Raw genomic sequence first — 26,764 nt, 5'->3', positions numbered from 1 at the left:
ATTGTCCGACATTCAACGTCACAGAGGCGAGAAAAGCAAAAGGGGAAACATTTTCCCCTTTTTTAATTGAACAACATGGACGATCTGTTTAATTATTCGCCAGATGCCTGCGCTTCATGCTTGCCGTAGATCAACATGGGCTCAGACTGACCTTCAATAACTGATTCATCAATCACTACTTTTTCCACGTCATCCATGGAAGGCAGGTCATACATGGTTTCCAGCAGCGCACCTTCAACAATAGAACGCAGACCACGAGCACCGGTTTTACGTGACATCGCTTTCTTCGCGATAGCGGTTAATGCCTCGTCACGGAACTCCAGTTCAACCCCTTCCAGGTTAAACAGCGCCTGGTACTGTTTGGTCAGAGCGTTTTTCGGCTCACGCAGAATCTGAATCAGCGCTTCTTCACTCAGCTCGCTCAGGGTCGCGACCACAGGCAGACGACCGATGAACTCAGGGATCAGACCAAACTTGATCAAATCTTCAGGTTCACACTGTGAAAGCAGTTCACCTTCGCTGGCTTTCTGTGACTTCCCTTTCACGGTGGCACCAAAACCAATACCAGATCCGGTTTCCACGCGCTGGGAGATCACTTTGTCCAGGCCGGCGAATGCGCCACCGCAGATAAACAGAATTTTCGAGGTATCAACCTGCAAGAATTCCTGTTGCGGATGCTTACGTCCACCCTGCGGCGGAACGGCAGCCACGGTGCCTTCAATCAGTTTAAGCAGAGCCTGCTGTACACCTTCGCCTGACACGTCACGGGTAATCGACGGGTTATCAGACTTGCGTGAGATTTTATCGATTTCATCGATATAAACGATGCCGCGCTGTGCTTTCTGTACGTCGTAATCACATTTCTGCAGCAGTTTCTGGATGATGTTTTCAACGTCTTCACCCACGTAACCGGCTTCAGTCAGCGTGGTGGCGTCAGCCATAGTGAATGGCACATCCAGCAGGCGCGCCAGCGTTTCTGCCAGCAGCGTTTTACCACTACCGGTCGGGCCAATCAGCAGAATGTTACTTTTGCCCAATTCGATGCCATTGCTGGTATCACCGTTACGCAAACGCTTGTAGTGGTTGTAAACCGCAACCGCCAGCACTTTCTTCGCTCTTTCCTGACCGATAACATAATCATCGAGGTGATGGCGAATTTCATGTGGGGTTGGCAACGCACTGCGTTCACGATGCGGGGCAACTTCTTTAATCTCTTCGCGAATGATGTCGTTGCACAGGTCAACACACTCATCGCAGATATACACTGACGGCCCGGCAATCAGCTTACGCACTTCATGCTGGCTTTTGCCGCAAAAAGAGCAGTACAGCAACTTTCCTGAACCGTCTTTGCGCTTATCTGTCATCAGTTAACCTCTTCTTGTTCTCAGGCCATACCCGCGTACGGCTCAGGCCGTACAGGGACGGCCGAAATTCATTCAACCCATAAATAGTACCGTTGTCCTGTTAACTATAGACCAGTGACAACGGTAAGTCGGGGTCTTATTGGCGATGCGTCAGAATTGAATCGACTAATCCATACTCTACCGCTTCATTTGCAGAGAGGAAACGATCACGCTCGGTATCACGCTCAATTTCTTCCAGCGTTTTACCGGTATGCTCAGCCATCAGCTCATTCATGCGCTGTTTAACTTTAAGGATTTCACGCGCATGGATTTCAATGTCTGACGCCTGGCCCTGATAGCCGCCCAGCGGCTGGTGGATCATCACGCGCGAGTTTGGCAGACAGAAACGCTTCCCTTTAGTGCCCGCTGTCAGCAGAAACGCCCCCATTGAACAGGCCTGTCCCATACAGATGGTGCTGACATCCGGTTTGATAAATTTCATGGTGTCGTAAATCGACATACCGGCCGTGATCACACCGCCTGGCGAGTTGATGTAGAGATAGATATCTTTTTCCGGGTTCTCAGCTTCCAGAAACAGCATCTGCGCCACGATCAGATTAGCCATGTGGTCTTCAACCTGACCGGTCAGAAAAATGACGCGCTCTTTCAGCAGACGGGAGTAGATGTCGTAAGAACGCTCACCACGCGAAGTTTGTTCAACCACCATTGGCACCAGCGCATTGTGCGGTGCAGTATATTCACGATCGCCACTGTATGACATTACCGTCTCCTGGATAAATTTCATTGGCAACATTCTGTACCGATTCTACGTAAGACGCTCGGGAAACTCCACGTCGCACCTTTTCCGACACCTTCAGGACGGTTAATCAGCCAGCCTCACTCTCATTTCTGCATACTCCCACTATCTGGGGATGCTGCACGCATGTTTCAAGCATAACAATCTTTTCCCTGTTCGCTAACCCGGAAAAAGCGATGCGTGAATAATTTGCCGATTAATTAAGCAAATAGCGGCGAAGCGTCGCGTTCTGTACGCAAAATACAAAAAAGCCCGCGACTTTTCAGTCACGGGCTTAGCACAGACGGTTAACTGCGTGATCAGGCCTGAGCGGTCTGATTCATCAGATCCTGGAAGTTGGTCTCTTTCTCGGTCACTTTAGCTTTCGCCAGGACCGCTTCAACCGCTTGCTCTTCCAGCGCGACGTTGCGCATATTGTTCATCAGCTCGTTATTCTTGCTGTAGAACTCGATGACTTCTTTCGGATCTTCATACGCAGAAGCCATCTCTTCGATCATGGTGTTCACGCGCGCTTCGTCAGCTTTCAGCTCGTGGGTACGAATCACTTCGCCCAGCAGCAGACCGACAACAACACGGCGTTTAGCCTGCTCTTCAAACAGTTCGCGTGGCAGTTCCAGCGCCTGCTGTTCGTTGCCACCGAAACGCTGTGCAGCCTGACGACGCAGAACATCGATTTCGCTGTCAACCAGCGCAGCTGGCACGTCGATTTCGTTCGCTTCAACCAGGCCGTCGATCGCCTGAGTTTTGATGCGGTTACGGATAGCGCCTTTCAGCTCGCGATCCATGTTCTTACGCACTTCAGTGCGCAGACCGGCTACTGAACCATCTTCAACGCCGAAACGTTTGATGAACTCTTCAGTCAGCTCTGGCAGCTCACGCGTTTCAACTTTCTTCAGCACGATCTCGAACTTCGCATCTTTCCCTTTCAGGGTTTCTGCGTGGTAGTCGTCCGGGAATTTCACGTCGATAGTGAACGTTTCGCCCGCTTTGTGACCCACAACGCCTTCTTCAAAGCCTGGGATCATGCGGCCCTGGCCCATGGCCAGAACGAAATCAGTGGCTTTGCCGCCTTCGAACTCTTCACCGTCAACAGAACCGTTGAAATCGATAGTTGCACGATCTTCCGGGCCTGCAGCTGCGTCGCTTTCGATCCAGTTGGCCTGCTGCTTGCGCAGAGTATCCAGCATGGCATCAACATCAGCATCAGTTACTTCAACGACAGGTTTTTCGACTTCGATGTTTTCCAGGCCTTTCAGCTCAACTTCCGGATAGACTTCGAATTCAACCGCGTAGGTGAAATCCTGGCCTTCTTTGTATTCGCCCGGCACATAGTTTGGTGCGCCAGCCGGATTAATTTTTTCTTTGATGATGGCGTCAACAAAGTTGCGCGTCATCAGCTCGCCCAGCACGTCCTGACGGACAGAAGCGCCGTAACGCTGCGCCACGATGTTCATCGGCACTTTGCCTTTACGGAAACCATCGATGCGAACTTTCCTGGCAACGTCAACCAGTTCTTTTTTTACTGCGCTTTCGATGCTGTCAGCTGCAACAGTAATCGTAATGCGACGGCCCAGGCCCTGAGTGGTCTCTACAGAAACTTGCATCTTGTTACCTCAAAAAATCACGTGCTCGGTCAACTTCAGACACCACACATAGTGAAATGCGCCGTATCCAACAACCGGGACGGCTTCCGTGAAGAGAACCTGATCCCTGTTACCAGAAGCGTCCCGAAGACATTCCGGAAAAATAGACGCAGCATTATAGCGGCATCACTGGAATGAGTCGAGGACGCTAACTCACCACTTTTCAGCAGGTTTGCTGCTTTTTTGAGCCAGGGATCGCGTTTTTCGCTAAATCACAGAAAAAACGGCCAGCAGGCCGTTTCAGAGGAGGGAGATCAGGCGAGACTTCCGGCACCACGACAGTTAGGCGAAGCCAGAACGGTATCCTGCAACCCTTCCCACTCTTTCAGGGTGTAAGTATGCAGGGCTAAGGCATGGACACTGCCCGCTAATTCAGCCGCCAGTTCGCTATAAATCAGACGATGACGCGCCAGGAAGCGCTGGCCTGCAAAGCAGTCGCTGACAATCACCACTTTGAAGTGACTTTCCGATCCGGCAGGCACGTTGTGCCGGTAACTTTCGTCATGCACTTCCAGATGAGCTGGCTGAAACGCCACACGCAGCTTTTCTTCTATTTGTTCGCGGATCATGGCTATTACTCCTCAATGGCGAGCGCGGTGCCCCATCTCATTCAATCTTAGTCGCTTTTAGTGCGCTTACCCGCCGGCGGACGCTAAATATTGCATTTTATGTCAGCCCGCTTCTGGTGTGCATCATAACGCAGTCGAAACCATCAGCAAACCTGCCTGTCAGAGAAGGGGCTTAAAACGGTTTCAGAGACAATTTCACCCGCAACAGGGCTTTTTTCACTGCCGGGCAATGCTATGATGGCCGCAGTTTTTGCAAACCAACCCCCTGACACCAACGAGAAAAAGTATGTTGAAAAAACTGTTATTCCCACTGTTGGCTGCGTTCATTTTAGCCGGCTGTGCAACCAGCAATAATACCCTCACTATCCAGCCTAAAATTCAGCTGCCGCAGCAGGATCCCGGCCTGATGGGCGTGACCGTGAGCATCAACGGTGCCGACCAGCGTAAAGATCAGGCGCTGGCAAAAGTTAACCGTGATGGTCAGTTAGTGACCCTGACGCCTTCGCGCGATCTCCGTTTCCTGCTGCAGGAAGTGCTGGAGAAGCAGATGACCGCACGTGGTTATATGATTGGTCCTGATGGCGCGGTCGATCTGCAAATTGTGGTTAACAATCTCTACGCTGACGTGACGCAGGGCAATGTGCGCTACAGCATCACTACCAAAGCGGACATCTCTATTATTGCGACCGCGAAAAATGGCAACAAGCAGGTTAAAAACTACCGCCAGACTTACAGCGTAGAAGGCGCATTCAACGCCAATAACCAGAAGATTACTGACGCGGTGAACGCCACCATGAGCGATGTGATTGCGGATATGGCACAGGACACCAGCGTTAACGACTTCATCAAGCAGAACGCCCGTTAATATCGTCTCACCTCTGCCCTGCCTCGTGCAGGGCTTTTTGTTATCTGCAGGATCCGCATGAACCACTATCTTCGCCTCTTCAGCCAGAAAAATGCCGCCGTACTACTGCTACTTGGTTTTGCTTCCGGACTGCCTCTGGCACTGACTTCGGGCACGTTGCAGGCGTGGATGACGGTGGAAAATGTTGATCTGAAAACCATCGGCTTCTTTTCACTGGTCGGCCAGGCCTATGTCTTTAAATTTCTCTGGTCGCCGATGATGGACCGCTATACGCCGCCGTTTCTGGGCCGGCGTCGCGGCTGGTTACTGCTGAGTCAGCTGGCGCTGGCAGGCGGGATTGTCGCGATGGGATTTCTGCAGCCAGAACGCGATCTGACCCTGATGGCGGCGCTGGCAGTGCTGATCGCTTTCTGCTCCGCCTCCCAGGACATCGTTTTTGACGCCTGGAAAACGGATATTCTGCCACCTGAAGAGCGCGGCAGCGGCGCAGCCATTACCGTACTGGGCTATCGGCTGGCGATGCTGATTTCAGGCGGGCTGGCCTTGTGGCTGGCTGACCGTTATCTGGGCTGGCAGGCGACCTACTGGTTGATGGCGCTGATGATGGTGCCGGGCATTATCGCCACACTGATGGCGAGCGAGCCGGACACACGGACTTCCACCCCGCATTCACTGCGACAGGCAGTTGTCGATCCGCTCAAGGATTTCTTTCAGCGCAACAACGCCTGGCTACTCATTACGCTGATTATTCTCTACAAGCTGGGCGATGCCTTTGCCGCCTCACTGACGACTACCTTTCTGATCCGCGGCGTCGGGTTCAATGCCGGTGACGTCGGCCTGGTCAATAAGACGCTGGGTCTGCTGGCGACCATTATCGGCGCGCTTTATGGCGGCGTACTGATGCAGCGTCTGAGCCTGTTCCGGGCGCTAATGATTTTCGGTCTGCTGCAGGCTGTCTCGAACTTTGGTTACTGGCTGCTGGCAGTGACCGACAAACAGTTGTGGAGCATGGCCAGTGCAGTCTTTGTCGAAAACCTCTGCGGCGGCATGGGCACCGCGGCCTTTGTCGCATTGTTAATGACGCTGTGCAATAAGTCGTTCTCAGCCACCCAGTTTGCCCTGTTATCGGCGCTCTCCGCAGTCGGCCGGGTCTATGTCGGCCCGGCGGCGGGCTGGCTGGTGGAACTCTGGGGCTGGCCGACATTCTATGCTTTCACGGTGATGGCGGGTCTGCCAGGCCTGGTGCTGCTGGCTTTTTGCCGGCAAACATTGAATCAGGTCGAGCAGAGTGGCAATTTCCTCACACGTAGCTACTATCCTCATGGCTATCGCTGGACTAATCGTCTGTTTGCAGCTGGCTGCGGCGTGCTGGCTCTCTGGCTGGTCGTGCTGGCACTGAATGCACTGGGGCTGACTGCGCTGGCACCGCTGCTGACCCGCCTGTTTGAGCTGGGCATGAGCCTCTCCCTGCTGGCGGTGTTTGCCGGGGTCTTGCTGGACTATCGGGCACTGAAGAGAACGCCGGTGTTGCCCGCGTCAGATGCTTAAGTGAAATCGATAGGTTAACGGGGTGCGGCTTATTTTTTGACATCCGGATAAGTCGCCGTCATTTATCATCGCGTGTTATTTTTAAAAAATAAGAATAGATCCTGAGGAGGCGTAGCGGAAATACTAAAAACCGGTTAGCAATTACTTTAGTTAAATTTCATCGCGCAAATGATGCAGACTTGTTAAATATTTGGGAGTTAAAAGTAAGGGTTATTCCTTTCCCTGATTTTTTTACGGTTACTTCCATTGGTTTTTGTTATATTGATGCCAACTGCTTGTCTGCGTTAATTATTTGTCACCTGGCGCAACATCTGTGACACCCTTAGCAAAAGGTGTCAACACGTATCTGACACATCCTTAAGCTGGTTTACACTGCATAAACCTTCCCGTAAAATGCGCGCACACTTAAACGACAATAGAGCCCTTTGTCATTGAGGTCGTTAAATGAGACTCAGTAAATACAATAAAAGTTTGGGGATTTTGTCATTAATTGCAGGCACTTTATTAATGAGTGGCTGCGATAGTGCATTGTTAAATCCCAAAGGACAGATTGCACTGGAGCAACGTTCGCTGATACTGACTGCCTTTGGCCTGATGTTGATCGTCGTGATTCCCGCAGTCCTGATGGCCGTGGTGTTTGCCTGGAAGTATCGGGCGTCCAACACGAATGCGAAGTACAGCCCTAACTGGTCACACTCTAACAAAGTGGAAGCCGTGGTCTGGACCATTCCGATCCTGATCATTCTCTTCCTCAGCGTACTGACCTGGAAATCAACCCACGCACTGGAGCCCAGCAAACCGCTGCAATCTGATGTGAAACCGGTTGAGATCGATGTGGTTGCACTGGACTGGAAATGGTTGTTCATTTACCCGGAACAGGGTATTGCGACTGTGAACCAGATTGCCTTCCCGGCAAATACTCCGGTGAACTTCAAAATCACCTCTAACTCCGTCATGAACTCTTTCTTCATTCCAACACTCGGCAGCCAGATTTATGCGATGGCGGGTATGCAGACCAAACTGCATCTGATTGCGAATGAGCCAGGCACGTTCGACGGTATCTCTGCGAACTTTAGTGGTCGTGGTTTCTCTGGCATGAAGTTTAAAGCCATTGCAACCAAAGACGATGCGGAATTCCAGCAGTGGGTGGCTAAAGTTAAAGCAGCCCCTAACACGCTGACCACCATGGAAGATTTCGAGAAAGTGGCTGTGCCAAGCGAAAATCATCCGGTGGAATATTTCTCTTCAGCTGATCCGAAACTGTTCATGCAAGTCATCGACAAGTTCAAGATGAGCCACGGGAAAATGGACATGCCACAGCATGAAGGTATGGACATGAGTCACGCCGCTTCCGCGGGAGCCGAGGAATAATACGATGTTAGGAAAATTAACACTTGATGCAGTGCCGTACCATGAGCCGATTATCATGGTTACGGTTGCCGCTATCCTGATAGGTGGTGCTGCGCTGGTCGCTGCGCTTACCTATTTTGGTAAGTGGAAATACCTGTGGTCTGAATGGCTGACGTCAGTTGACCACAAACGTCTGGGTATCATGTATATCATCATGGCGTTCGTCATGCTGATTCGTGGTTTCGCTGATGCCATTATGATGCGTACCCAGCAGGTGATGGCTTCGGCCGGTGAAGCGGGCATCCTGCCACCGCACCACTACGACCAGATCTTTACCGCGCACGGCGTGATTATGATCTTCTTCGTGGCGATGCCTTTCGTGGTTGGCCTGATGAACATCGCCGTTCCGTTGCAGATTGGTGCACGTGACGTTGCGTTCCCCTTCCTGAACAACCTGAGTTTCTGGTTTACCGCGGTCGGTGTGATCCTGGTTAACCTGTCTCTGGGTGTGGGCGAGTTCGCACAGACCGGCTGGCTGGCTTATCCGCCGCTTTCCGGCGCGGAGTATAGTCCCGGCGTCGGGGTCGATTACTGGATCTGGAGCCTTCAGCTTTCAGGTATTGGTACGACCTTGACCGGTATTAACTTCTTTGTGACCATTCTGAAGATGCGCGCACCGGGCATGAGCCTGTTCAAAATGCCGGTATTTACCTGGACTGCGCTGTGCACCAACGTCCTGATCATCGCTGCGTTCCCGGTTCTGACCGTGACCCTGGCGCTGTTGACCCTTGATCGTTATCTCGGCTTCCATTTCTTCACCAATGAAATGGGCGGCAACATGATGATGTATGTCAACCTGATCTGGGTCTGGGGCCATCCGGAAGTGTATATCCTGGTACTGCCGGTGTTTGGTGTGTTCGCAGAAATTACCGCGACCTTCTCCAAAAAACGTCTGTTTGGTTATACCTCACTGGTGTGGGCGACCATCGCCATTACCGTGCTGTCGTTCATCGTCTGGTTGCACCACTTCTTCACCATGGGTGCGGGTGCCAACGTTAACGCCTTCTTCGGTATTATGACGATGATCATCGCGATTCCGACCGGGGTTAAAATCTTTAACTGGCTGTTCACCATGTATCAGGGCCGCATTCAGATGCACTCTGCCATGCTGTGGACCGTTGGCTTCCTGGTAACCTTCTCTGTAGGGGGTATGACCGGCGTACTGCTGGCCGTTCCGGGCGCTGACTTCATTCTGCACAACAGCCTGTTCCTGATTGCACACTTCCACAACGTAATCATCGGCGGTGTAGTCTTCGGTTGTATGGCGGGCGTGACCTACTGGTTCCCGAAAGCATTCGGCTTCACCCTGAACGAAACCTGGGGTAAGCGCGCATTCTGGTTCTGGATCATTGGCTTCTTCGTTGCCTTTATGCCGCTGTACGCACTGGGCTTCATGGGTATGACCCGTCGTCTGAGCCAGGATATCGATCCACAGTTCCATCCTCTGCTGGTGGTTGCTGCGGTTGGTGCGGGTCTGATTGCGCTGGGTATCCTGTGTCAGCTGACCATGTTCTACGTCTCGGTACGTGACCGCGACCAGAACCGTGATGTGACAGGTGACCCGTGGGGCGGTCGTACGCTGGAGTGGGCAACCTCTTCACCACCACCGTTCTATAACTTTGCTGTGATCCCACATGTCCACGAGCGTGATGCGTTCTGGGAAATGAAAGAGAAAGGCGAAGCGTATAAGCAGCCGGCATCGTATGAAGAGATTCATATGCCGAAAAACAGTGGTGCGGCAATCGTCATCTGTGCATTCGCTACTGTGATGGGCTTTGCGCTGATCTGGCATATCTGGTGGATGGCGGGTCTTTCATTCCTCGGCATGATCGTTACCTGGATCGTGAAGAGCTTCGACGAAGACGTGGATTACTACGTTCCGGTTGCCGAAGTTCAGAAGATTGAGAACCAGCACTTTGACGAAATCAGCAAAGCAGGTCTGAAATAATGTCAACTGAAACTCTGATTAAACATCACCACGACGCCCATGCGGAGCATGGGCATCACGATGCAGGAGCCAATAAAGTCTTTGGCTTCTGGATCTACCTGATGAGTGACTGCATTATCTTCGCAACCCTGTTTGCGACCTATGCCGTCATGGTCAACAACACTGCCGGTGGCCCGGCAGGTAAAGATATCTTTGAGCTGCCGTTTGTTCTGGTAGAAACCGCCCTGCTGCTGTTGAGTTCGATCACTTACGGCATGGCTGTTATCTCCATGAACAAGGAGCAAAAAGGTGCCGTTATCGGCTGGCTGGCGCTGACCTTCCTGTTCGGTCTGGGCTTCATCGGGATGGAAATCTATGAATTCCATCACCTGATTGCTGAAGGCTTTGGTCCGGATCGCAGTGGCTTCCTGTCTGGCTTCTTTACGCTGGTCGGTACCCACGGTCTGCACGTGACCTCCGGTCTGATCTGGATGCTGGTCCTGATGTTCCAGATTTCCAAACGTGGCCTGAACGCGACTAACCGTACCCGTATCATGTGTCTGAGCCTGTTCTGGCACTTCCTGGACGTGGTCTGGATTTGCGTCTTCACCGTTGTTTACCTGATGGGAGCCATGTAATGAGTCATTCTGTTAACGAACATGGCGCTTCACACGGTAGCGTGAAGTCCTACATGATCGGCTTCATCCTCTCTATCATTCTGACGGCGATCCCGTTCTGGATGGTAATGGATGGCAGTGCATCTCACGGTACTATCCTCGGTGTTGTTCTGGTGTGTGCGGTCATTCAGGTGCTGGTTCACCTGGTGTACTTCCTGCACTTAGACAGCAAATCTGAGGGTGGCTGGAACATGGTAGCTATTGTTTTCTCGGCCATCATCATCCTGATTGTCGTAGTAGGCTCACTGTGGATCATGTGGAACCTCAACTACAACATGATGCCTCACTAAAGAGTCACGCGTAATGTTTAAGCAATACCTGCAAGTTACAAAACCAGGAATTATTTTCGGGAATTTAATTTCTGTGATCGGCGGATTCCTGTTGGCCTCCAAAGGCAACACGGATTACGCCCTGTTTCTCATCACCCTGGTGGGCGTGTCACTGGTGGTTGCATCGGGTTGTGTTTTCAACAACGTGATTGACCGCGACATCGACATCAAGATGGAGAGAACCAGGAATCGGGTGCTGGTAAAAGGCCTTATCTCCGCGAAAGTAAGCCTGGTTTATGCCACTGTGCTGGGTATTGCTGGCTTTGCGTTGCTCTACTTCGGTGCTAATCCGCTGGCCATGTGGCTGGCGGTGATGGGCTTCGTGGTGTACGTGGGCATCTACAGCCTGTACATGAAGCGTAATTCCGTTTACGGAACGCTGATTGGCAGTCTGTCAGGTGCTGCGCCGCCAGTTATCGGCTACTGCGCGGTCTCTAACCAGTTTGATGCTGGCGCGTTGATCCTGCTGGCGATCTTTAGCCTGTGGCAGATGCCGCATTCGTACGCGATTGCTATCTTCCGCTTTAAAGATTACCAGGCAGCGAACATCCCGGTTCTGCCGGTGGTGAAAGGCATTTCCGTCGCGAAGAATCATATTACGCTCTATATCCTGGCGTTTATGATTGCCACGCTGATGCTGACGCTGGGCGGTTACGCAGGCTACAAATATCTGGTGGTGGCCGCTGCGGTCAGCGTCTGGTGGCTGGGCATGGCATTATCGGGTTATAAAACCGCAGATGACCGTGTCTGGGCGCGTAAGCTGTTTGTCTTCTCTATCGTGACCATCACCGCACTGAGCGTGATGATGTCAGTAGATTCGATGGCTCCGGCTTCGAAGGACCTGCTGACCTACGTCTGGTAACCGGCACCAATACAGCATGAAAAGGGCGCGATTTTCGCGCCCTTTCTTTTTGTTACCACTGCTTAAAAACTATTGTTTTACCCGCCCTGCCCCGCCCCCTAGAATAAAAGCAGCACATTAACAGAGGTTGGAATGAACGATAATAAAATGACTCCGGTGGAGCTGCGCGCCACATGGGGCCTCGGTACGGTCTTTTCCCTGCGAATGCTTGGAATGTTTATGGTCCTGCCGGTACTGACCACTTATGGCATGGCATTACAGGGCGCGAGTGAAACCTTAATTGGTCTGGCGATTGGCATCTATGGCCTTGCCCAGGCAATATTTCAGATTCCTTTTGGTCTGCTCTCTGATCGCATCGGCCGCAAGCCGTTGATCGTTGGCGGACTGCTGTTGTTTGTTCTGGGCAGCGTTATCGCAGCCTGCACCGACTCCATCTGGGGCATTATTCTGGGCCGTGCATTACAGGGCTCGGGCGCGATTGCGGCTGCGGTGATGGCGCTGTTATCCGACTTAACCCGTGAGCAGAACCGCACCAAAGCGATGGCGTTTATCGGCATCAGTTTTGGCGTGACCTTCGCGATTGCGATGGTGGTCGGCCCGGTTGTGACTCATGCATTGGGTCTGCATGCGCTGTTCTGGATGATTGCGATCCTGGCGTCACTGGGCATCGTGATTACCCTGCTGGTAGTGCCATCTGCCTCCAATCATGTCCTGAACCGTGAATCGGGCATGGTGAAAGGCAGCTTCCGCAAAGTGATGGCTAACCCGCGTCTGGTGAAACTCAATATTGGTATTTTCTGCCTGCACGTCCTGCTGATGTCGAGCTTTGTTGCGTTGCCAGGGCAGTTTGAACAGGCCGGTTTCCCGGCACCCGAACACTGGAAAGTCTATCTCTCCACCATGCTGATTGCTTTTGCTGGCGTAGTCCCCTTCATCATTTATGCCGAAGTGAAGCGCCGCATGAAGCGTGTCTTTGTCGGCTGTGTCGGAATGATTGTGATTGCGGAGATCGTGCTCTGGGGTGCAGAAGGCCACTTCTGGACGCTGGTGGTGGGTGTTCAGCTCTTCTTCTTCGCCTTCAACCTGATGGAAGCGATTCTGCCTTCGCTGATCAGTAAAGAGTCGCCTGCAGGATACAAAGGTACGGCGATGGGGATTTATTCTACCAGCCAGTTCCTGGGTGTGGCCGTTGGCGGCAGCATGGGTGGCTGGGTGTTTGGTCATTTCGATGCACAGACCGTGTTCCTGGTGGGCGCGATGGTGGCCGCAGCCTGGCTGTTTGTCAGCATGACGATGCAGGAGCCGCCTTATGTCAGCAGCCTGCGCATCGTGCTGAGTGATGCTGCACTGGCTGTGCCGAATCTGGAGCAGCGTCTGAAGGCTCAGAAAGGCGTTAATTCCGTGTTTATCGTGCCGGAAGAGAAAAGCGCGTATATCAAAATTGATAGTAAGGTCACCAGCCGGCCTGAGCTGGAAGCGCTGCTGGGGAGTTGCTAGCTTTAAAAAGTTTAGTGATAACGTCAGCTCGTTTCGCTTCAGGATCGAGCTGGCTCAGGGAACACGTTCAGATCGGAAAGACGCAAAAGCCGCCATCCGTGGCATGCTCGGCCCGCGCCGTCCTGGCGCGGGACGCTTTCCTCCTCTGACCGTGTCCCCTGCGCCCCTTAGCTTTTGCGTTGCTGCCAGGTTCAGCCGCATTTAAATTTCTGAGTAAATATCACCCAGCACAATCCTTCTTACAGACCACTAATCAGCTTAAAGCGATGGGAGCCTGTGCCTGTAGCAAAGCATCGCGGGCCAGGGATGGCCCGCGCTGAGCCAGCCATGGATGGCGCTTTTGCGTCTTTGCGAAAGGCACAGGCTTCCTGAGCCTGAACGCGATGTTCCAGACGACATCCATCTCACAAAGCGATATAAGCAAGGTGCGAGCACATAAATATCTCAGACTAAGTTTTGCAAATTCAGATAGTTAGAAGCGCGCACGCGCACGCGGTAGATAACAAAAAACCCGGCCTGAGCCGGGTTTTTTATCACTGCATTCAGGCCAAAAAAACAGCCTCCCCCACTTAATCGCGGAAGTTCTTAAACTGGAACGGCTGGCCCAGATTGCTGCCGCGCACGATCGCCATCGCACCCTGCAAATCGTCACGCGCTTTACCGGTCACACGCAACGCTTCACCCTGAATCTGGGTCTGCACCTTCAGCTTGCTGTCTTTGATCAGCTTCACCAGCTTCTTCGCCACGTCGCTTTCAATGCCTTTCTTCAGTTTGGCATCGACCGCCCAGCTCTTGCCGCTGTGCTCAATCTCTTCCGGCACCTCTAAAGCACCGCCTTCAATCCCACGCTTCAGCAACTTCTCTCGCAAAATATCGACCAGTTGCTTAACCTGAAAATCGGACTCGCTGGTGATTTTGATGGTTTCATTCTTTTCGTTGAGCTCAAACTCGGCGCTCACGTTGCGGAAATCGAAGCGGGTAGACACTTCACGGTTGGCATTCTCCACCGCATTGCGAATTTCCTGCAGATCGACTTCTGAAACGATATCGAAAGATGGCATCTCTTCTTCTCCTGACGCTAAAGTGACATGCATAATACGCGTCTTAAGGTGCTAAATAAAATCAGGCTGCACACAACGCTATAATGTAGGTGTGACAGTAAATAACAGATGGCTAGCCCGCCAGCGGGAGGCAGCATGAAAATTACCGTGTTAGGTTGCGGTGCATTGGGTCAGGTCTGGCTGACAGCGCTTGCCCGCCAGGGACATGAAGTACAGGGATGGCTGCGCGTGCCGCAGCCTTACTGCTCAGCCAATGTGATTGATCCACAGGGCAACATTTCGAATCGCACATTTATCGCCAACGATCCGCTGTTTCTGGCGGAAAGTCAGCTGCTGCTGGTCACACTCAAAGCGCCACAGGTCTCACCCGCCGTGAAGAATCTGGAAAGTGTGCTGCCAGAAAACTGCCCGGTGCTGCTGCTGCACAACGGTATGGGCACGCTGGAGGAACTGAAAGGGCTGACTCAGCCACTCCTGCGTGGCGTCACCACGCATGCGGCGATGCGTGATGGCACCGTCATCAAGCACATCGCCAGTGGCATCACCCACATTGGTCCCGGTAACCGCAAAAGTGCCGCTTACAGTGATCTCGCCGATATACTGCACCCTGCCCTGCCCGACGTTGCCTGGCATGACAATATCCGGGCGGCCTGCTGGCGCAAACTGGCCGTCAACTGTGTCATTAACCCGCTCAGCGTGGAGTATGAGTGCCAGAACGGGGCATTGCGCGCGTATCCGGAGCAGATCGCGCAGCTGTGCGAAGAGATCAGCTGGGTCATGGAGCGTGAAGGCCAGAACGTGGCCAGTGACAGTTTGCAGGACATCATCTTCGACGTGATCGAAAGCACTGCGGCCAACACCTCTTCCATGCTGCAGGACGTTCGCGCCCAGCGGCTCACCGAAATCGACTATATCAGCGGCTTTCTGCTACGCCGCGCCCGGACGCACGGCCTGGTGCTCACGGAGAATACCCGTCTGTATGACATTGTAAAACGCAAGGAGTCCCATTATGACCGCGAACGCATCGGTGCTGGTTTGCCTGGCACATGGCAGTGAAGAAACAGAAGCTGTCACCACCATCGACCTGCTGGTTCGGGCCGGGCTGAAGGTTGTTACCGCCAGCGTCGAAAGCGATGGCAGCCGTGAGATTGTCTGCTCGCGCGGTGTTCGTCTGCTGACTGATGTCACGCTGGTTGAAGTCGCCGACAATGATTTCGCCGCCATTGTGCTGCCCGGTGGCCTCAAAGGGGCTGAGACCTTCCGTGACAGTCCGCTGTTAGTCGAAACGGTACGTCAGTTTCACCTCAATGAGAAGATTGTCGCGGCAATATGCGCAGCCGCAGGCACGGTTTTGATCCCTCACGATCTCTTTCCGGTCGGCAATATGACTGGCTTTCCTGGTCTGAAAGAGACAATTCCGGAGGAAAAGTGGATGGAGCGGCGTGTCGTCTGGGATCCGCGCGTCAATCTGCTGACCAGCCAGGGGCCAGGTACGGCAATGGATTTTGCGCTGAAGTTAATCGATCTGCTGGTGGGAAAAGAGATGGCGCGTGAGGTAGCTGCACAGCTGGTGCTGGCTCCCGGCATTTATGACTATCAGGCGTAAAGACTCAGTCTTAGATAGAAAGGCTTAAAACGAGAAAGCCAGTCAGACCTGAACAGGCACTGACTGGCTCAACATGGTGACTACGGGCGGTAAACTTTAACGTTCTTAAAACCCTGCTCATGCAGATAAAGCGCCTGCAGACGGCTCATCACACCGCGATCGCAGTAAAGCAGCCAGGTCCGGTTCTGATCGAGATCGCCAAACTGCGTGCTGAGTTTATAGAATGGGAGTGATTTCACTTCTGTAGCGTTCAGCGTCAGTGGCTTCTCTTCCTGCTCATCAATAGAGCGGATATCCAGCACGACGTCGTTGTCACTCAGAAGCGCGACGGTCTCAACTTCAACCACCTCCTCTTCTGTCTGCTCAGCAATAGTACGGATATCGACATTGGTCGCTTCTTCCACCACCCGATCCAGAATCGCAAAGTCGAAATTCTGCTCTTCCGCTTCAATCTTCGCCTTCACCGCCTTCACCGTTGGGCTTTTTGAGATCACACCACAATATTCCGGCATCGTGCTGGCGAAATCTTCGGTGCCGATCTCCCGGGCAACTCTGATGATGTGCTCTTTGTCATGAGAAATCAGCGGACGCAGAATCAGCGTATCGGATGCGTTATCAATCAGTCGCAGGTTGGTCAGCGTCTGGCTCGACACCTGCCCCACCGCTTCACCCGTGACCAGCGCCTGCACGCCGTAGCGTTCAGCAATCGTCGAAGCAGCGCGCACCATCATGCGCTTCAGCACCACGCCCATCTGGCCGTCATCCACTTTTTCGAGGATCTCACCGACGACCGGCTCAAAATTGATCGCCACGAAGCGCACGCGGTGTGAACGACCAAAACGATTCCACAGATAGTGCGCAACCTGACGCACGCCAATCTCATGCGCGGCACCGCCAAGGTTAAAGAAGCAGTAATGCACGCGACTGCCACGACGCAGCAGCATATAACTGGATACGCCGGAATCGAAACCGCCGGAAATCAGCGACAGCACATCTTCCTGCGTGCCGATTGGGAAACCACCCAGACCTTCGTAACGTGCAGTCACCAGTGTCAGGCGATTCTCTTCAACTTCAAGGTTCACCGTCACGTCAGGGTTTTTAAGTTGCACGCGGGCGCTTTCAATATGCTGATTCAGGCCGCCGCCCACATAGCGCTCTACATCCTGTGAACTGAAGCTATGCTTACCGCGACGTTTCACACGTACGCAGAAGCTCTTGCCTTCAAGACTGTCGCGATACTGCGTTAACGTCTGCTCAAAGATGTGATGTATATCGGTGTACTCACGATCTTCAACCGCTAAAACGTGATGGATACCGGGAATGCGGGAAAGCTCATCGGGAATAATGTCAGCCAGCGCCGCATTTTTTGACCGCACTTCAATGTGATCCCAGAAGCGCACAACGGCGATGTCGTCGCTGACGGTTTTCAGGACGTTGCGGATATTGCTGGCAAGAATCTTGATAAAGCGCAAACGCACCGACGGACTCTTGATGGTGATTTCAGGAAATAACTTGATGATAAACTTCATGGCGATACAGCTTCGTTGGGCAAATAAGTGCTAAAACAGGCGGCACTTAGCTGGTAAAATCACAAAATTGCGGGCTGCAAGGCGCAACCGCATCCGAGGCGCGGGAGTATATCACCTTTGTCAGGTGACTGCTTCTTCATCAGCCGCCGCATTGATTATTTTGCTAATCATAGGGTCTCAGCTACCATGACCGATTGCGAGATAATGTCCCAACCGTGAGTCGACACGAAATATGCCGAAAAAAGCCGAACAGCCAGCCAGCTTTGAAACGTCATTGCAGCAGCTGGAGCAGATTGTCAGCCGTCTGGAAAGTGGTGAACTGCCGCTGGAAGAAGCCCTGAACGAATTTGAACGCGGCGTGCAGCTGGCGCGGAATGGCCAGCAGACGCTGCAGCAGGCTGAACAGCGGGTCCGCATTCTGCTGAACGATGATAAAGATGCCGACCTCACTGCTTTCATGCCGGAAAACGACTAATGGATTTTGCCCGCTTACTCGACGCCTATCAGCAGCAGGTCAACGCCGCGCTGACGCGTTTTATAGAGCCACTTCCTTTTCAGAGTTCTCCTCTGGTGAATGCCATGCATTATGGGGCATTATTAGGCGGTAAACGTCTGCGTCCTTTTCTGGTCTACGCGACCGGCGAAATGCTCCACGCCAATCCGGCGAGTCTGGATGCCCCTGCCGCCGCAGTTGAATGCATTCATGCGTACTCTCTGATTCATGACGATCTCCCTGCGATGGACGATGATGCATTGCGTCGCGGGCAGCCAACCTGTCACATTAAATATGGCGAAGACACTGCGATTCTGGCGGGTGACGCCCTGCAGACGCTGGCTTTCTCCATTCTGGCCGATGAAGCAATGCCCGGTGTCAGCGCCGAATACCGTCTGCTGATGCTCTCCGAACTGGCAAAAGCCAGCGGCGTAGCCGGGATGTGTGGCGGGCAGGCACTGGATTTAGCGGCAGAAGGCAAATCCGTCGATCTTGATCAGCTGGAACAGATCCATCGCCATAAAACTGGCGCGCTGATCCGCTCAGCGGTGCGCTTAGGCGCATTAACGGCAGGCGATGCGGGCCGCGAAGCGCTGCCGCTGCTCGACCGCTATGCAGAGGCGATTGGTCTCGCATTTCAGGTGCAGGACGACATTCTGGATGTGATCGGTGACACAGCGGTGATCGGAAAACGCCAGGGTGCCGATCAGGATCTGGGGAAAAGCACCTATCCTTCACTGTTAGGCCTTGAAAATGCTCGTGCCAAGGCGCGGGATTTGTATCAGGAAGCTCTTGATGCTTTAGAATTGCTCGCTGCGCACTCCTATAACACCACAGCACTGCAGGCGCTGGCGAGCTTCATAATTGAACGCGACAAATAACTTCCATAATGAGTCTCTGATGAGTTTTGATATTGCTAAATACCCGACACTGGCGCTGGCAGACACCGTTCAGGCGCTACGCGCCCTGCCGAAAGAGAAGTTGCCTGCGCTGTGTGATGAACTGCGTCAGTATCTGTTAGACAGTGTGAGCCGCTCCAGCGGCCATTTTGCATCGGGTCTGGGCGTGGTTGAACTGACGGTCGCGCTGCATTATGTCTATAACACCCCGTTTGACCATCTGGTCTGGGATGTAGGTCATCAGGCTTATCCGCATAAAATTCTGACGGGTCGCCGCGATCGCATCGGCACTATCCGTCAGAAAAACGGCGTACACCCGTTTCCGTGGCGCGGTGAAAGTGAATATGACGTCCTGAGCGTCGGTCACTCGTCGACCTCAATCAGTGCCGGTCTGGGCATGGCCGCTGCGGCAGAACGTGAAGGTCAGGGCCGTCGTACCGCCTGTATTATTGGCGATGGTGCGATTACCGCAGGCATGGCGTTTGAAGCGATGAACCATGCTGGTGATATTAAGCCGGACATGCTGGTCATCCTCAATGACAACGAGATGTCGATCTCCGAAAACGTCGGCGCGCTGAATAATCGCCTGGCGCAGATCCTGTCGGGTAAAACATACGCACGACTGCGCGAAGGCAGTAAACGGGTGCTGACAAATCTGCCGCCAATCAAAGAGCTGGTCAAACGCACCGAAGAGCATCTCAAAGGCATGGTCGTGCCGGGCACGCTCTTTGAAGAGCTGGGCTTTAACTACATCGGCCCGGTTGATGGTCACGATGTGCTGACGCTGGTCAATACGCTGAGCAACATGCGCAGCCTGAAAGGGCCGCAGTTCCTGCATATCATGACGAAGAAAGGTAAAGGCTACGCCCCGGCAGAGGAAGATCCGATTGCCTGGCACGCCGTTCCTAAATTTGACCCGGCGATTGGCGAACTGCCGAAAAGCGCAGAAGGTCTGCCGAGCTACTCTAAAATCTTCGGCAACTGGCTGTGTGAAATGGCCGCCGACGATCCGAAGCTGATGGCGATTACGCCAGCGATGCGTGAAGGCTCCGGCATGGTGGCCTTCTCACGTGAATTCCCGAAGCAATATTTTGACGTGGCGATCGCCGAGCAGCATGCGGTGACTTTCGCGGCCGGTATGGCGATTGGCGGCTATAAACCCATTGTGGCCATCTACTCGACCTTCCTGCAACGCGCCTACGATCAGCTGATCCACGACGTCGCTATCCAGAAATTGCCGGTCCTGTTTGCTATCGATCGCGGTGGTATTGTTGGCGCGGATGGTCAGACTCACCAGGGCGCGTTTGATCTCGCCTATCTCCGCTGCGTGCCGGATATGGTGATCATGACGCCGAGCGATGAGAATGAGTGTCGACAGATGCTTTACACCGGCTATCACCATCAGGCTGGCCCAAGTGCAGTGCGTTATCCGCGCGGCACCGGTATCGGCACGCCGCTGGCTCCGCTGCAGAGTCTGCCGCTGGGTAAAGCAGTCGTGAAACGTCAGGGTGAAAAGCTGGCGATTCTGAACTTCGGTACTCTGCTGCCAGAAGCAGCCGCCACGGCGGAAGTGCTGAATGCAACTTTGGTTGATATGCGCTTTGTGAAGCCGCTGGATGAGGCGCTGATCGCCGAGCTCGCTAAAACCCACGACTCGCTGATTACGCTGGAAGAAGGCGCAATCAAAGGCGGTGCGGGCAGCGGCGTAAATGAGTTTGTGATGGCGAAACGGCTGGCCGTTCCGGTACTGAACATTGGCCTGCCCGATGAGTTCATCCCGCAGGGCACGCAGGATGAAGTGCGTCATGACTATCTGCTGGACGCCGAAGGCATTCAGCAACAGATCGCCCGCTGGCTGGCGCAGTAACTTCTCCTCTCTGCGCTCCCCCCCTGGGGAGCGCAACATCCTGCTATGCTGTAACCTTTGCACTTTCGCAGGAGCCTCCACCATGAAAACGATTCAACTGGGTACTACCGATCTGCAGGTGTCGCGTCTCTGTCTTGGCTGTATGACCTATGGCGAGCCAACGCGCGGTAATCATGCCTGGACGCTGCCTGAAGCAAGCAGCCGTCCGCTGATCCAGCAGGCGCTGAACGCGGGCATCAACTTCTTTGATACCGCCAACAGCTACTCCGATGGCAGCAGTGAAGAGATCCTGGGCCGGGCGCTGAAAGATTTCGCCCACCGTGAAGAGATCGTGGTCGCCACCAAAGTCTATTTTCCGCTGACCAATCTCTCACAGGGACTCTCGCGCAAAAATATTCTGCAATCGATTGATGACAGCCTGCAGCGTCTTGGCATGGAGTATGTGGACCTGCTGCAGATTCACCGCTGGGATTATGACACGCCGCTGGAAGAGACGCTGGAAGCGCTGCATGAGGTAGTGCAGTCTGGCAAAGCCCGTTATATCGGTGCCTCGTCAATGCACGCCAGCCAGTTTGCTCAGGCGTTGCAGATGCAGTCGGAACAGGGCTGGCATCGCTTTGTCAGCATGCAGGATCAGTACAACCTGATTCAGCGCGAAGAGGAGCGTGAAATGCATCCGCTCTGCCTGAAAGAACAGATCGCCGTGCTGCCCTGGAGTCCGCTGGCGCGCGGTAAGCTGACCCGCCCGTGGGGGGAAAACACCGCGCGTTCCGCCTCCGACCAGGTGATGGCGAAGCTCTATGACAATACCGAAGCGAATGATGCCGTGATTGCAGAGCGGCTGGCACAGGTAGCGGAAAGCAAAGGCGTGACGCGGGCGCAGGTGGCGCTGGCCTGGCTTCTGAGCAAGCCTGCCGTTACGGCACCGATTATTGGTGCATCGCGCGCAGAGCAGTTTGAGGATCTGGTGAAGGCAGTGGATGTCACGCTGAGTGACGAAGAGATTACCCTGCTGGAAGAGGTCTATCAGCCGCATCAGGCGGTGGGATTTGAATAAAACCAGAATGTGACGCCCTGCCCGGGCGTCACCTCTTATCATGCGTTTAGCATCGACGTTTAACCCGCCAGCCAGACCCCAAAGCCATAGAGCATCGCCGCAGAAATCACGCCAGCAATAATGTCATCCACCATAATGCCCATGCCGCCATGTACATTGCGGTCAAACCAGCGAATCGGCCAGGGTTTCCACATATCAAGAATACGGAACACGACAAAGCCGCCCAGTACCCATTGCCAGTTGTTAACCGGAATCGCCATCAGCGTAATCCACATGCCGATGAACTCATCCCAGACAATACTGCCGTGATCGTGTACGCCCATATCTTTGGCGGTGCGATGGCAGAGATAGACACCGACGCAGATACCAACCAGCACAACCAGCGAATAGAGATCCTGCGGCAGAAAGGTCATCAGCCACCAGAATGGAATGGCCGCCAGCGATCCCATGGTACCAGGCACGACCGGGCTTAATCCGCTGCCGAAACCGGTGGCCAGCAGATGCCAGGGATTGCTCATCCGCAGGCGGCTCTTCGCCACGTCGTTATTTAGTATCAAAGTGATCAAACCCTTTATGATGGAACGTGGCGGGCTTGCCATTATCCAGCAGCGTTAAGCCTTCTGATTCCGGTGCTATCTGTCCGATGCAGGTATAAGGCACGCCCAGATGCCCCAGCGCCACATCAAGCGCACCGCGATTCACTTCCGGCACGGTGAAGCAGAGTTCGTAATCTTCTCCGCCACTCAGCGCCCAGCGCAATACCTGCTCAGGGTCGAAATGGTCACGCAGCGCCGCCGACAGCGGCAACGCATCCAGGTTAAGCCTTGCACCACAGCCGCTGGCTTTCAGCACGTGGCCGAGATCGGAAATCAGGCCATCGGAAAGGTCCACGGCTGAAGAGGCCAGCGAACGCAGTGCCTGGCCCTGCAGAATGCGTGGCATTGGGCGCAGATGCCGTTTAATCAACGCTTCATGCACCGCCGGATCGCTGATGCGACAGTGATGCTGCAACAGCGCCAGACCCGCCGCGCTGTCACCCAGCGTGCCGGTCACGTAGATCCAGTCGCCCGGCTTCGCACCGGAGCGTTTCAGGGCGCGGCCCTGCGGCACCAGACCGTGAATCGCCAGCGTCAGGCTCAGCGGGCCACGGGTCGTGTCGCCACCCACCAGCTGCATGTCGTAATATTCCAGCAGTTCAAACAGGCTTTCGCTAAAGGCGGAGAGCCAGCTCTCATCGACCTGCGGCAGCGTTAAGGCCAGCGTCAGCCACGCGGGATCGGCACCCATGGCAGCAAGGTCGCTAAGATTCACAGCCAGCGCTTTGTAGCCCAGATCGGCAGGATGGATATCCCGTAAGAAGTGCACACCCGCGACCAGGGTATCGGTGCTGATCGCCAGCGTCTGTTTTTCCGGCACGCTAAGTAACGCACAATCGTCACCGATGCCGAGTTCGACATCACGGCGGCTGCGTGTTCTGCGGTTGAAGTAGCGTGCGATGAGTTCAAATTCACCACAAGACATAATTGCGTTCCGCTTAACTCTTCATGAAAAAAGGCCGGCAAGCCGGCCTTTTTGTTTATTTCCGATGGGGTCGAATTTGTGGACCGGCTTTATCCAGCACGCCGTTGACAAATTTATGACTGTCTTCGGCACCGAAGACTTTCGCCAGCTCAATGCCTTCGTTGATGGCCACTTTATAGGGCACATCATCACGTTTGCTCAGCTCATACAGCGAGATGCGCAGGATAGCTTTTTCTACCTGGCCCAGCTCTTCGAGCTGACGCGACAGATAAGGCTTCATCAATCCATCCAGATACGCACTGTTGGTCGCCACACCGGACAGCAGTTCGCGGAAGTAGGTAATGTCGACGTCTTTGACGTCCTGTTCCGCCAGAAACTGGTATTCCACATCGGCAATGTCGTTATTCGACAACTGCCAGGAGTAAAGCGCCTGAACAGCGCACTCACGGGCGCGACGACGAGCAGCAGGTTTCACAAAATTCCCCTTACAAAAATCAGGCTTTAATGGCTTTCAATACGTTAATCATTTCGAGCGCAGTCAGCGCCGCTTCAGCACCTTTATTACCCGCTTTGGTGCCGGCACGCTCAATGGCCTGCTCGATGCTTTCAGTGGTCAGCACGCCGAACGCGACAGGAATGTCGCTGTTCATGGCAACGCTGGCGATACCGGAGCTGGCTTCACCCGCCACATATTCGAAGTGCGCAGTGCCACCACGAATAACGGTGCCGAGTGCGATAATCGCATCATATTTGCCGGTGTTTGCCAGGGCACGGGCTGCCAGCGGCAGTTCGTAGGCACCCGGCACCCAGACTACGGTGATATTGTCATCTTTGACCTGGCCGATACGTTTCAGGGCATCAACTGCGCCATCCAGCAGGCTGTCATTAATGAAGTTGTTAAAACGCGCGATGACGATGGCAACATTGGCCTCAGGCGTTGCAACAGCAGCTTCGATAACTTTCATACTTATCCTTTCAGGGGTTTGGTTGGCCCCGCGCAGGGGGGCGGATTCTATCATACTCTTAGGCGGCGTGCTCTCGCTTTTCCGGGCATGCTATTGCGGTGTCAGGGTCAGACGTAAATCGTCACCGACCTGCCGGACATCGCTGAAACGGAACGCAGGCGCGTCAGCCAGCTGGCTGAGCCCCGGCAGCTGACACAAGCCGCGTCCTTCATGGCCTAATAGCTTAGGTGCCAGATAAACGATCAGTTCATCCACCAGCCCGGCCTGTAACAGGGCACCAGCCAGCGTGGCACCCGCTTCAACCCAGACGCTGTTAATCTGTCGCTGTCCCAGCAGCATCATCATCGCCACCCGATCCAGGTGCTGTTCGCGCAGCGGAACGGCGATTTGCGTCACGCTGGCGGGCCAGTGCTGCTGATCCGGCTGATGACGCATCAGCCAGGTTTCGCCCGGCTGGGAGATGAGCCGATGCTGCGGCGTCACGCGATTCTGGCTGTCGATAATCACACGTACCGGCTGACGCAGTTGCTGTTCATCAACCAGAGCCTGGCTGTCGGTATTGAGTTCAGACCAGCGCACTGTCAGAGAGGGATCGTCCGCCAGCACCGTGGCGCTGCTGCTGAGAATGGCGGCGCTTTGCGCCCGCAGACGCTGCACATCACGGCGTGCAGCCTCAGAGGTGATCCACTGACTTTCGCCACTGGCCATGGCCGTGCGGCCATCCAGCGATGCGCCCAGCTTAAGCTGAACCCAGGGAAAGCCGGTGCGCATGCGCTTGAGGAAGCCGCGATTCAGTGCTTCTGCTTCCTGCATCATCAGACCATGGCTGACGTCAATGCCCGCCTGATGCAGACGGTGCAGTCCGCGTCCCGCGACCTGCGGATTCGGGTCCTGCATAGCGGCGACGACACGGGTTACACCTGCGGCGATCAGCGCATCACAGCAGGGCGGCGTGCGGCCATGATGGCTGCACGGCTCCAGCGTGACATAGGCAGTTGCGCCACGCGCTTTCTCGCCAGCCATGCGCAGCGCGTAGACCTCAGCATGGGGTTCACCGGCACGCTGATGCCAGCCCTCACCCACGACTTCGCCATCGCGCACAATCACACAGCCGACATTCGGGTTCGGCATGGTCGTAAAACGGCCGCGTCGCGCCAGTTCCAGCGCACGCGCCATGTAGCGTTCGTCCATACTTTAATCCTGTAACCGGGCGATCTCTTCGCCAAAATCGCGAATATCTTCAAAGCTGCGGTAAACCGAGGCGAAGCGAATATAGGCGACTTTATCGAGCTTCTTAAGCTCATCCATCACCAGATTGCCAATCAGCTTACTGGGGATCTCACGTTCGCCAGTGGCGCGCAGCTGCGTTTTAATATGGTTTACGGCGCTTTCCACCGCGTCAGCGCTGACCGGACGCTTCTCAAGCGCTTTCATCATCCCGCTGGCCATTTTGTCTTCATTGAAAGGCTCGCGTACATCATTGCTTTTCACCACGCGGGGCATCACCAGTTCCGCCACCTCAAAGGTGGTGAAGCGTTCATGACACATCAGACACTGGCGACGGCGTCGCACCGAGGAGCCTTCACTAACCAGACGAGAATCAATCACTTTGGTGTCGACAGCGGAGCAGAATGGGCAATGCATGACGTTTCCTGACGCGAGAGTGATGGGCCACACAGTGTAGCGCGAACTGTGAATCAACAAAATCTCTTCCGTGTCTTTCGTGGGCTTCTCATCGCAGGATAAACGATGCTAAATTTCGTCTGCGGCAAAAGGGACTACGCTTTAAGAGCGGCAATTAAAATTTTCCACTAACACATTGGAGGTTGTATGGGTCTGTTTAACTTTGTGAAAGAAGCCGGTGAAAAACTCTGGGACGCCGTACATGGCGGTGAGGACCAGAATAAAAAGCTACAGGATCACATCAACAAGCTCGGCTTGCCAGACAGCGACAAGGTGGACGTAAAAGTTAATGGTGATACCGTCACCGTGACCGGCGATGGCCTTTCTCAGGAACTGAAAGAGAAGATTCTGATCGCGGCAGGTAATGTGGCAGGCATCACGAAAGTGGAAGACAAGGTCACCGTGACAGACAGCGCGGCCGAGTCAGAGCTTTATACCGTAAAAAAAGGCGACACGCTGAGCGCTATTTCTAAACAGGTTTATGGCAACGCTAACGAATATAACAAGATTTTCGAAGCGAATAAGCCAATGCTCACCCATCCTGATAAGATCTATCCTGGCCAGGTTTTACGTATTCCAAAATAACGGACAAGGAT

At 54.0% G+C, this 26,764-nt stretch carries 27 protein-coding genes; 15 read left to right on the top strand and 12 right to left on the bottom strand.

Annotation, left to right across the window (positions count from 1 at the left end):
* Positions 1-92: 92 nt before the first annotated feature.
* The 4 genes from clpX to bolA form a co-directional block, all read right to left on the bottom strand.
* The gene (gene clpX / locus NIM72_RS16635; RefSeq protein WP_003850494.1) at positions 93-1,364 is read right to left on the bottom strand and encodes an ATP-dependent protease ATP-binding subunit ClpX; all 1,272 of its coding nucleotides are present in this window, start codon (positions 1,362-1,364) and stop codon (positions 93-95) included.
* Between the two features lie 136 nt (positions 1,365-1,500).
* Positions 1,501-2,124 (bottom strand): ATP-dependent Clp endopeptidase proteolytic subunit ClpP, encoded by a 624-nt coding sequence (clpP, locus tag NIM72_RS16630; protein ID WP_010255410.1) that lies wholly within the window; start codon positions 2,122-2,124, stop codon positions 1,501-1,503.
* 335 nt (positions 2,125-2,459) lie between these two features.
* The gene (gene tig, locus NIM72_RS16625; protein WP_161736020.1) at positions 2,460-3,764 is read right to left on the bottom strand and encodes a trigger factor; all 1,305 of its coding nucleotides are present in this window, start codon (positions 3,762-3,764) and stop codon (positions 2,460-2,462) included.
* Between the two features lie 293 nt (positions 3,765-4,057).
* Positions 4,058-4,372 (bottom strand): transcriptional regulator BolA, encoded by a 315-nt coding sequence (gene bolA, locus NIM72_RS16620; RefSeq protein WP_033731761.1) that lies wholly within the window; start codon positions 4,370-4,372, stop codon positions 4,058-4,060.
* A gap of 286 nt (positions 4,373-4,658) precedes the next feature.
* On the opposite strand from bolA, the gene NIM72_RS16615 reads away from it, so the two are divergent.
* The 8 genes from NIM72_RS16615 to NIM72_RS16580 all read left to right on the top strand — a co-directional run bounded on the left by NIM72_RS16615 (position 4,659) and on the right by NIM72_RS16580 (position 13,487).
* On the top strand, positions 4,659-5,237 hold the full coding sequence (locus NIM72_RS16615; RefSeq protein WP_161736019.1) for a lipoprotein: 579 nt from the start codon (positions 4,659-4,661) through the stop codon (positions 5,235-5,237).
* 57 nt (positions 5,238-5,294) lie between these two features.
* On the top strand, positions 5,295-6,785 hold the full coding sequence (gene ampG / locus NIM72_RS16610; protein ID WP_253421214.1) for a muropeptide MFS transporter AmpG: 1,491 nt from the start codon (positions 5,295-5,297) through the stop codon (positions 6,783-6,785).
* 444 nt (positions 6,786-7,229) lie between these two features.
* A complete protein-coding gene (gene cyoA, locus NIM72_RS16605) occupies positions 7,230-8,156 on the top strand; it encodes a cytochrome o ubiquinol oxidase subunit II (RefSeq protein ID WP_150037820.1) in 927 nt (308 codons plus the stop codon).
* Positions 8,157-8,160: 4 nt separating this feature from the next.
* A complete protein-coding gene (cyoB, locus tag NIM72_RS16600) occupies positions 8,161-10,143 on the top strand; it encodes a cytochrome o ubiquinol oxidase subunit I (protein WP_013356988.1) in 1,983 nt (660 codons plus the stop codon).
* On the top strand, positions 10,143-10,760 hold the full coding sequence (locus NIM72_RS16595) for a cytochrome o ubiquinol oxidase subunit III (protein ID WP_009091720.1): 618 nt from the start codon (positions 10,143-10,145) through the stop codon (positions 10,758-10,760). Before cyoB ends, NIM72_RS16595 begins: the two co-directional genes overlap by 1 nt.
* Entirely contained in the window at positions 10,760-11,089 is a 330-nt protein-coding gene (locus NIM72_RS16590; protein ID WP_008924889.1) for a cytochrome o ubiquinol oxidase subunit IV, read from the top strand. The genes NIM72_RS16595 and NIM72_RS16590 overlap by 1 nt, the downstream gene beginning before the upstream one ends.
* A gap of 13 nt (positions 11,090-11,102) precedes the next feature.
* Positions 11,103-11,990 carry a heme o synthase gene (cyoE, locus tag NIM72_RS16585; RefSeq protein WP_010255394.1) on the top strand — a complete coding sequence of 296 codons (888 nt, stop codon included), beginning with the start codon at positions 11,103-11,105 and terminating at the stop codon, positions 11,988-11,990.
* A gap of 132 nt (positions 11,991-12,122) precedes the next feature.
* Complete coding sequence (locus tag NIM72_RS16580; RefSeq protein WP_253421213.1) at positions 12,123-13,487, top strand: MFS transporter; 1,365 nt, start codon at positions 12,123-12,125, stop codon at positions 13,485-13,487.
* 569 nt (positions 13,488-14,056) lie between these two features.
* On the opposite strand, the gene NIM72_RS16575 is transcribed toward NIM72_RS16580, so the two are convergent.
* Positions 14,057-14,548 (bottom strand): YajQ family cyclic di-GMP-binding protein, encoded by a 492-nt coding sequence (locus tag NIM72_RS16575; protein WP_003852530.1) that lies wholly within the window; start codon positions 14,546-14,548, stop codon positions 14,057-14,059.
* A 135-nt stretch (positions 14,549-14,683) separates the two neighbouring features.
* Between NIM72_RS16575 and panE the strand changes: the two genes are divergently transcribed.
* Positions 14,684-15,604, top strand: a complete 921-nt coding sequence (gene panE, locus NIM72_RS16570; RefSeq protein WP_033731754.1) for a 2-dehydropantoate 2-reductase — start codon at positions 14,684-14,686, stop codon at positions 15,602-15,604.
* Positions 15,558-16,154 (top strand): protein deglycase YajL, encoded by a 597-nt coding sequence (yajL, locus tag NIM72_RS16565; protein WP_033731753.1) that lies wholly within the window; start codon positions 15,558-15,560, stop codon positions 16,152-16,154. Before panE ends, yajL begins: the two co-directional genes overlap by 47 nt.
* Before the next feature lie 80 nt (positions 16,155-16,234).
* On the opposite strand, the gene thiI is transcribed toward yajL, so the two are convergent.
* On the bottom strand, positions 16,235-17,683 hold the full coding sequence (gene thiI / locus NIM72_RS16560) for a tRNA uracil 4-sulfurtransferase ThiI (RefSeq protein WP_222924433.1): 1,449 nt from the start codon (positions 17,681-17,683) through the stop codon (positions 16,235-16,237).
* A 232-nt stretch (positions 17,684-17,915) separates the two neighbouring features.
* Here thiI and xseB point away from each other — a divergent pair, with 232 nt between their 5' ends.
* From xseB to NIM72_RS16540, 4 genes are all read left to right on the top strand, one after another.
* Entirely contained in the window at positions 17,916-18,158 is a 243-nt protein-coding gene (gene xseB, locus NIM72_RS16555) for an exodeoxyribonuclease VII small subunit (RefSeq protein WP_161735253.1), read from the top strand.
* Positions 18,158-19,057, top strand: coding sequence for a (2E,6E)-farnesyl diphosphate synthase (gene ispA, locus NIM72_RS16550; protein ID WP_161735255.1), 900 nt, complete (start codon positions 18,158-18,160; stop codon positions 19,055-19,057). Before xseB ends, ispA begins: the two co-directional genes overlap by 1 nt.
* Before the next feature lie 19 nt (positions 19,058-19,076).
* Positions 19,077-20,942, top strand: a complete 1,866-nt coding sequence (gene dxs / locus NIM72_RS16545) for a 1-deoxy-D-xylulose-5-phosphate synthase (protein WP_161735257.1) — start codon at positions 19,077-19,079, stop codon at positions 20,940-20,942.
* 82 nt (positions 20,943-21,024) lie between these two features.
* Entirely contained in the window at positions 21,025-21,999 is a 975-nt protein-coding gene (locus tag NIM72_RS16540) for an aldo/keto reductase (protein WP_161735259.1), read from the top strand.
* Between the two features lie 59 nt (positions 22,000-22,058).
* Here the strand turns inward: NIM72_RS16540 and pgpA are convergent, their stop codons facing one another.
* The 6 genes from pgpA to nrdR all read right to left on the bottom strand — a co-directional run bounded on the left by pgpA (position 22,059) and on the right by nrdR (position 26,129).
* Positions 22,059-22,598 (bottom strand): phosphatidylglycerophosphatase A, encoded by a 540-nt coding sequence (pgpA, locus tag NIM72_RS16535; RefSeq protein WP_161735261.1) that lies wholly within the window; start codon positions 22,596-22,598, stop codon positions 22,059-22,061.
* The gene (thiL, locus tag NIM72_RS16530) at positions 22,543-23,520 is read right to left on the bottom strand and encodes a thiamine-phosphate kinase (protein WP_161735263.1); all 978 of its coding nucleotides are present in this window, start codon (positions 23,518-23,520) and stop codon (positions 22,543-22,545) included. The genes pgpA and thiL overlap by 56 nt, the downstream gene beginning before the upstream one ends.
* A gap of 55 nt (positions 23,521-23,575) precedes the next feature.
* Positions 23,576-23,995: a transcription antitermination factor NusB gene (gene nusB, locus NIM72_RS16525; RefSeq protein WP_009091744.1), complete on the bottom strand. Its 420-nt coding sequence runs from the start codon at positions 23,993-23,995 to the stop codon at positions 23,576-23,578.
* Positions 23,996-24,014: 19 nt separating this feature from the next.
* Positions 24,015-24,485 (bottom strand): 6,7-dimethyl-8-ribityllumazine synthase, encoded by a 471-nt coding sequence (ribE, locus tag NIM72_RS16520; RefSeq protein WP_161735265.1) that lies wholly within the window; start codon positions 24,483-24,485, stop codon positions 24,015-24,017.
* Positions 24,486-24,575: 90 nt separating this feature from the next.
* Complete coding sequence (gene ribD, locus NIM72_RS16515) at positions 24,576-25,676, bottom strand: bifunctional diaminohydroxyphosphoribosylaminopyrimidine deaminase/5-amino-6-(5-phosphoribosylamino)uracil reductase RibD (protein WP_253421211.1); 1,101 nt, start codon at positions 25,674-25,676, stop codon at positions 24,576-24,578.
* A gap of 3 nt (positions 25,677-25,679) precedes the next feature.
* Positions 25,680-26,129, bottom strand: a complete 450-nt coding sequence (gene nrdR / locus NIM72_RS16510) for a transcriptional regulator NrdR (protein WP_009091750.1) — start codon at positions 26,127-26,129, stop codon at positions 25,680-25,682.
* 186 nt (positions 26,130-26,315) lie between these two features.
* Here nrdR and lysM point away from each other — a divergent pair, with 186 nt between their 5' ends.
* Positions 26,316-26,753, top strand: coding sequence for a peptidoglycan-binding protein LysM (gene lysM, locus NIM72_RS16505; protein ID WP_161735268.1), 438 nt, complete (start codon positions 26,316-26,318; stop codon positions 26,751-26,753).
* Positions 26,754-26,764 lie beyond the last annotated feature (11 nt).

It is taken from the genome of Pantoea sp. B550 (genome assembly GCF_024158165.1).
Lineage (GTDB): Bacteria > Pseudomonadota > Gammaproteobacteria > Enterobacterales > Enterobacteriaceae > Pantoea > Pantoea alfalfae.
This window is presented reverse-complemented; position numbering and strand designations above follow the sequence as displayed.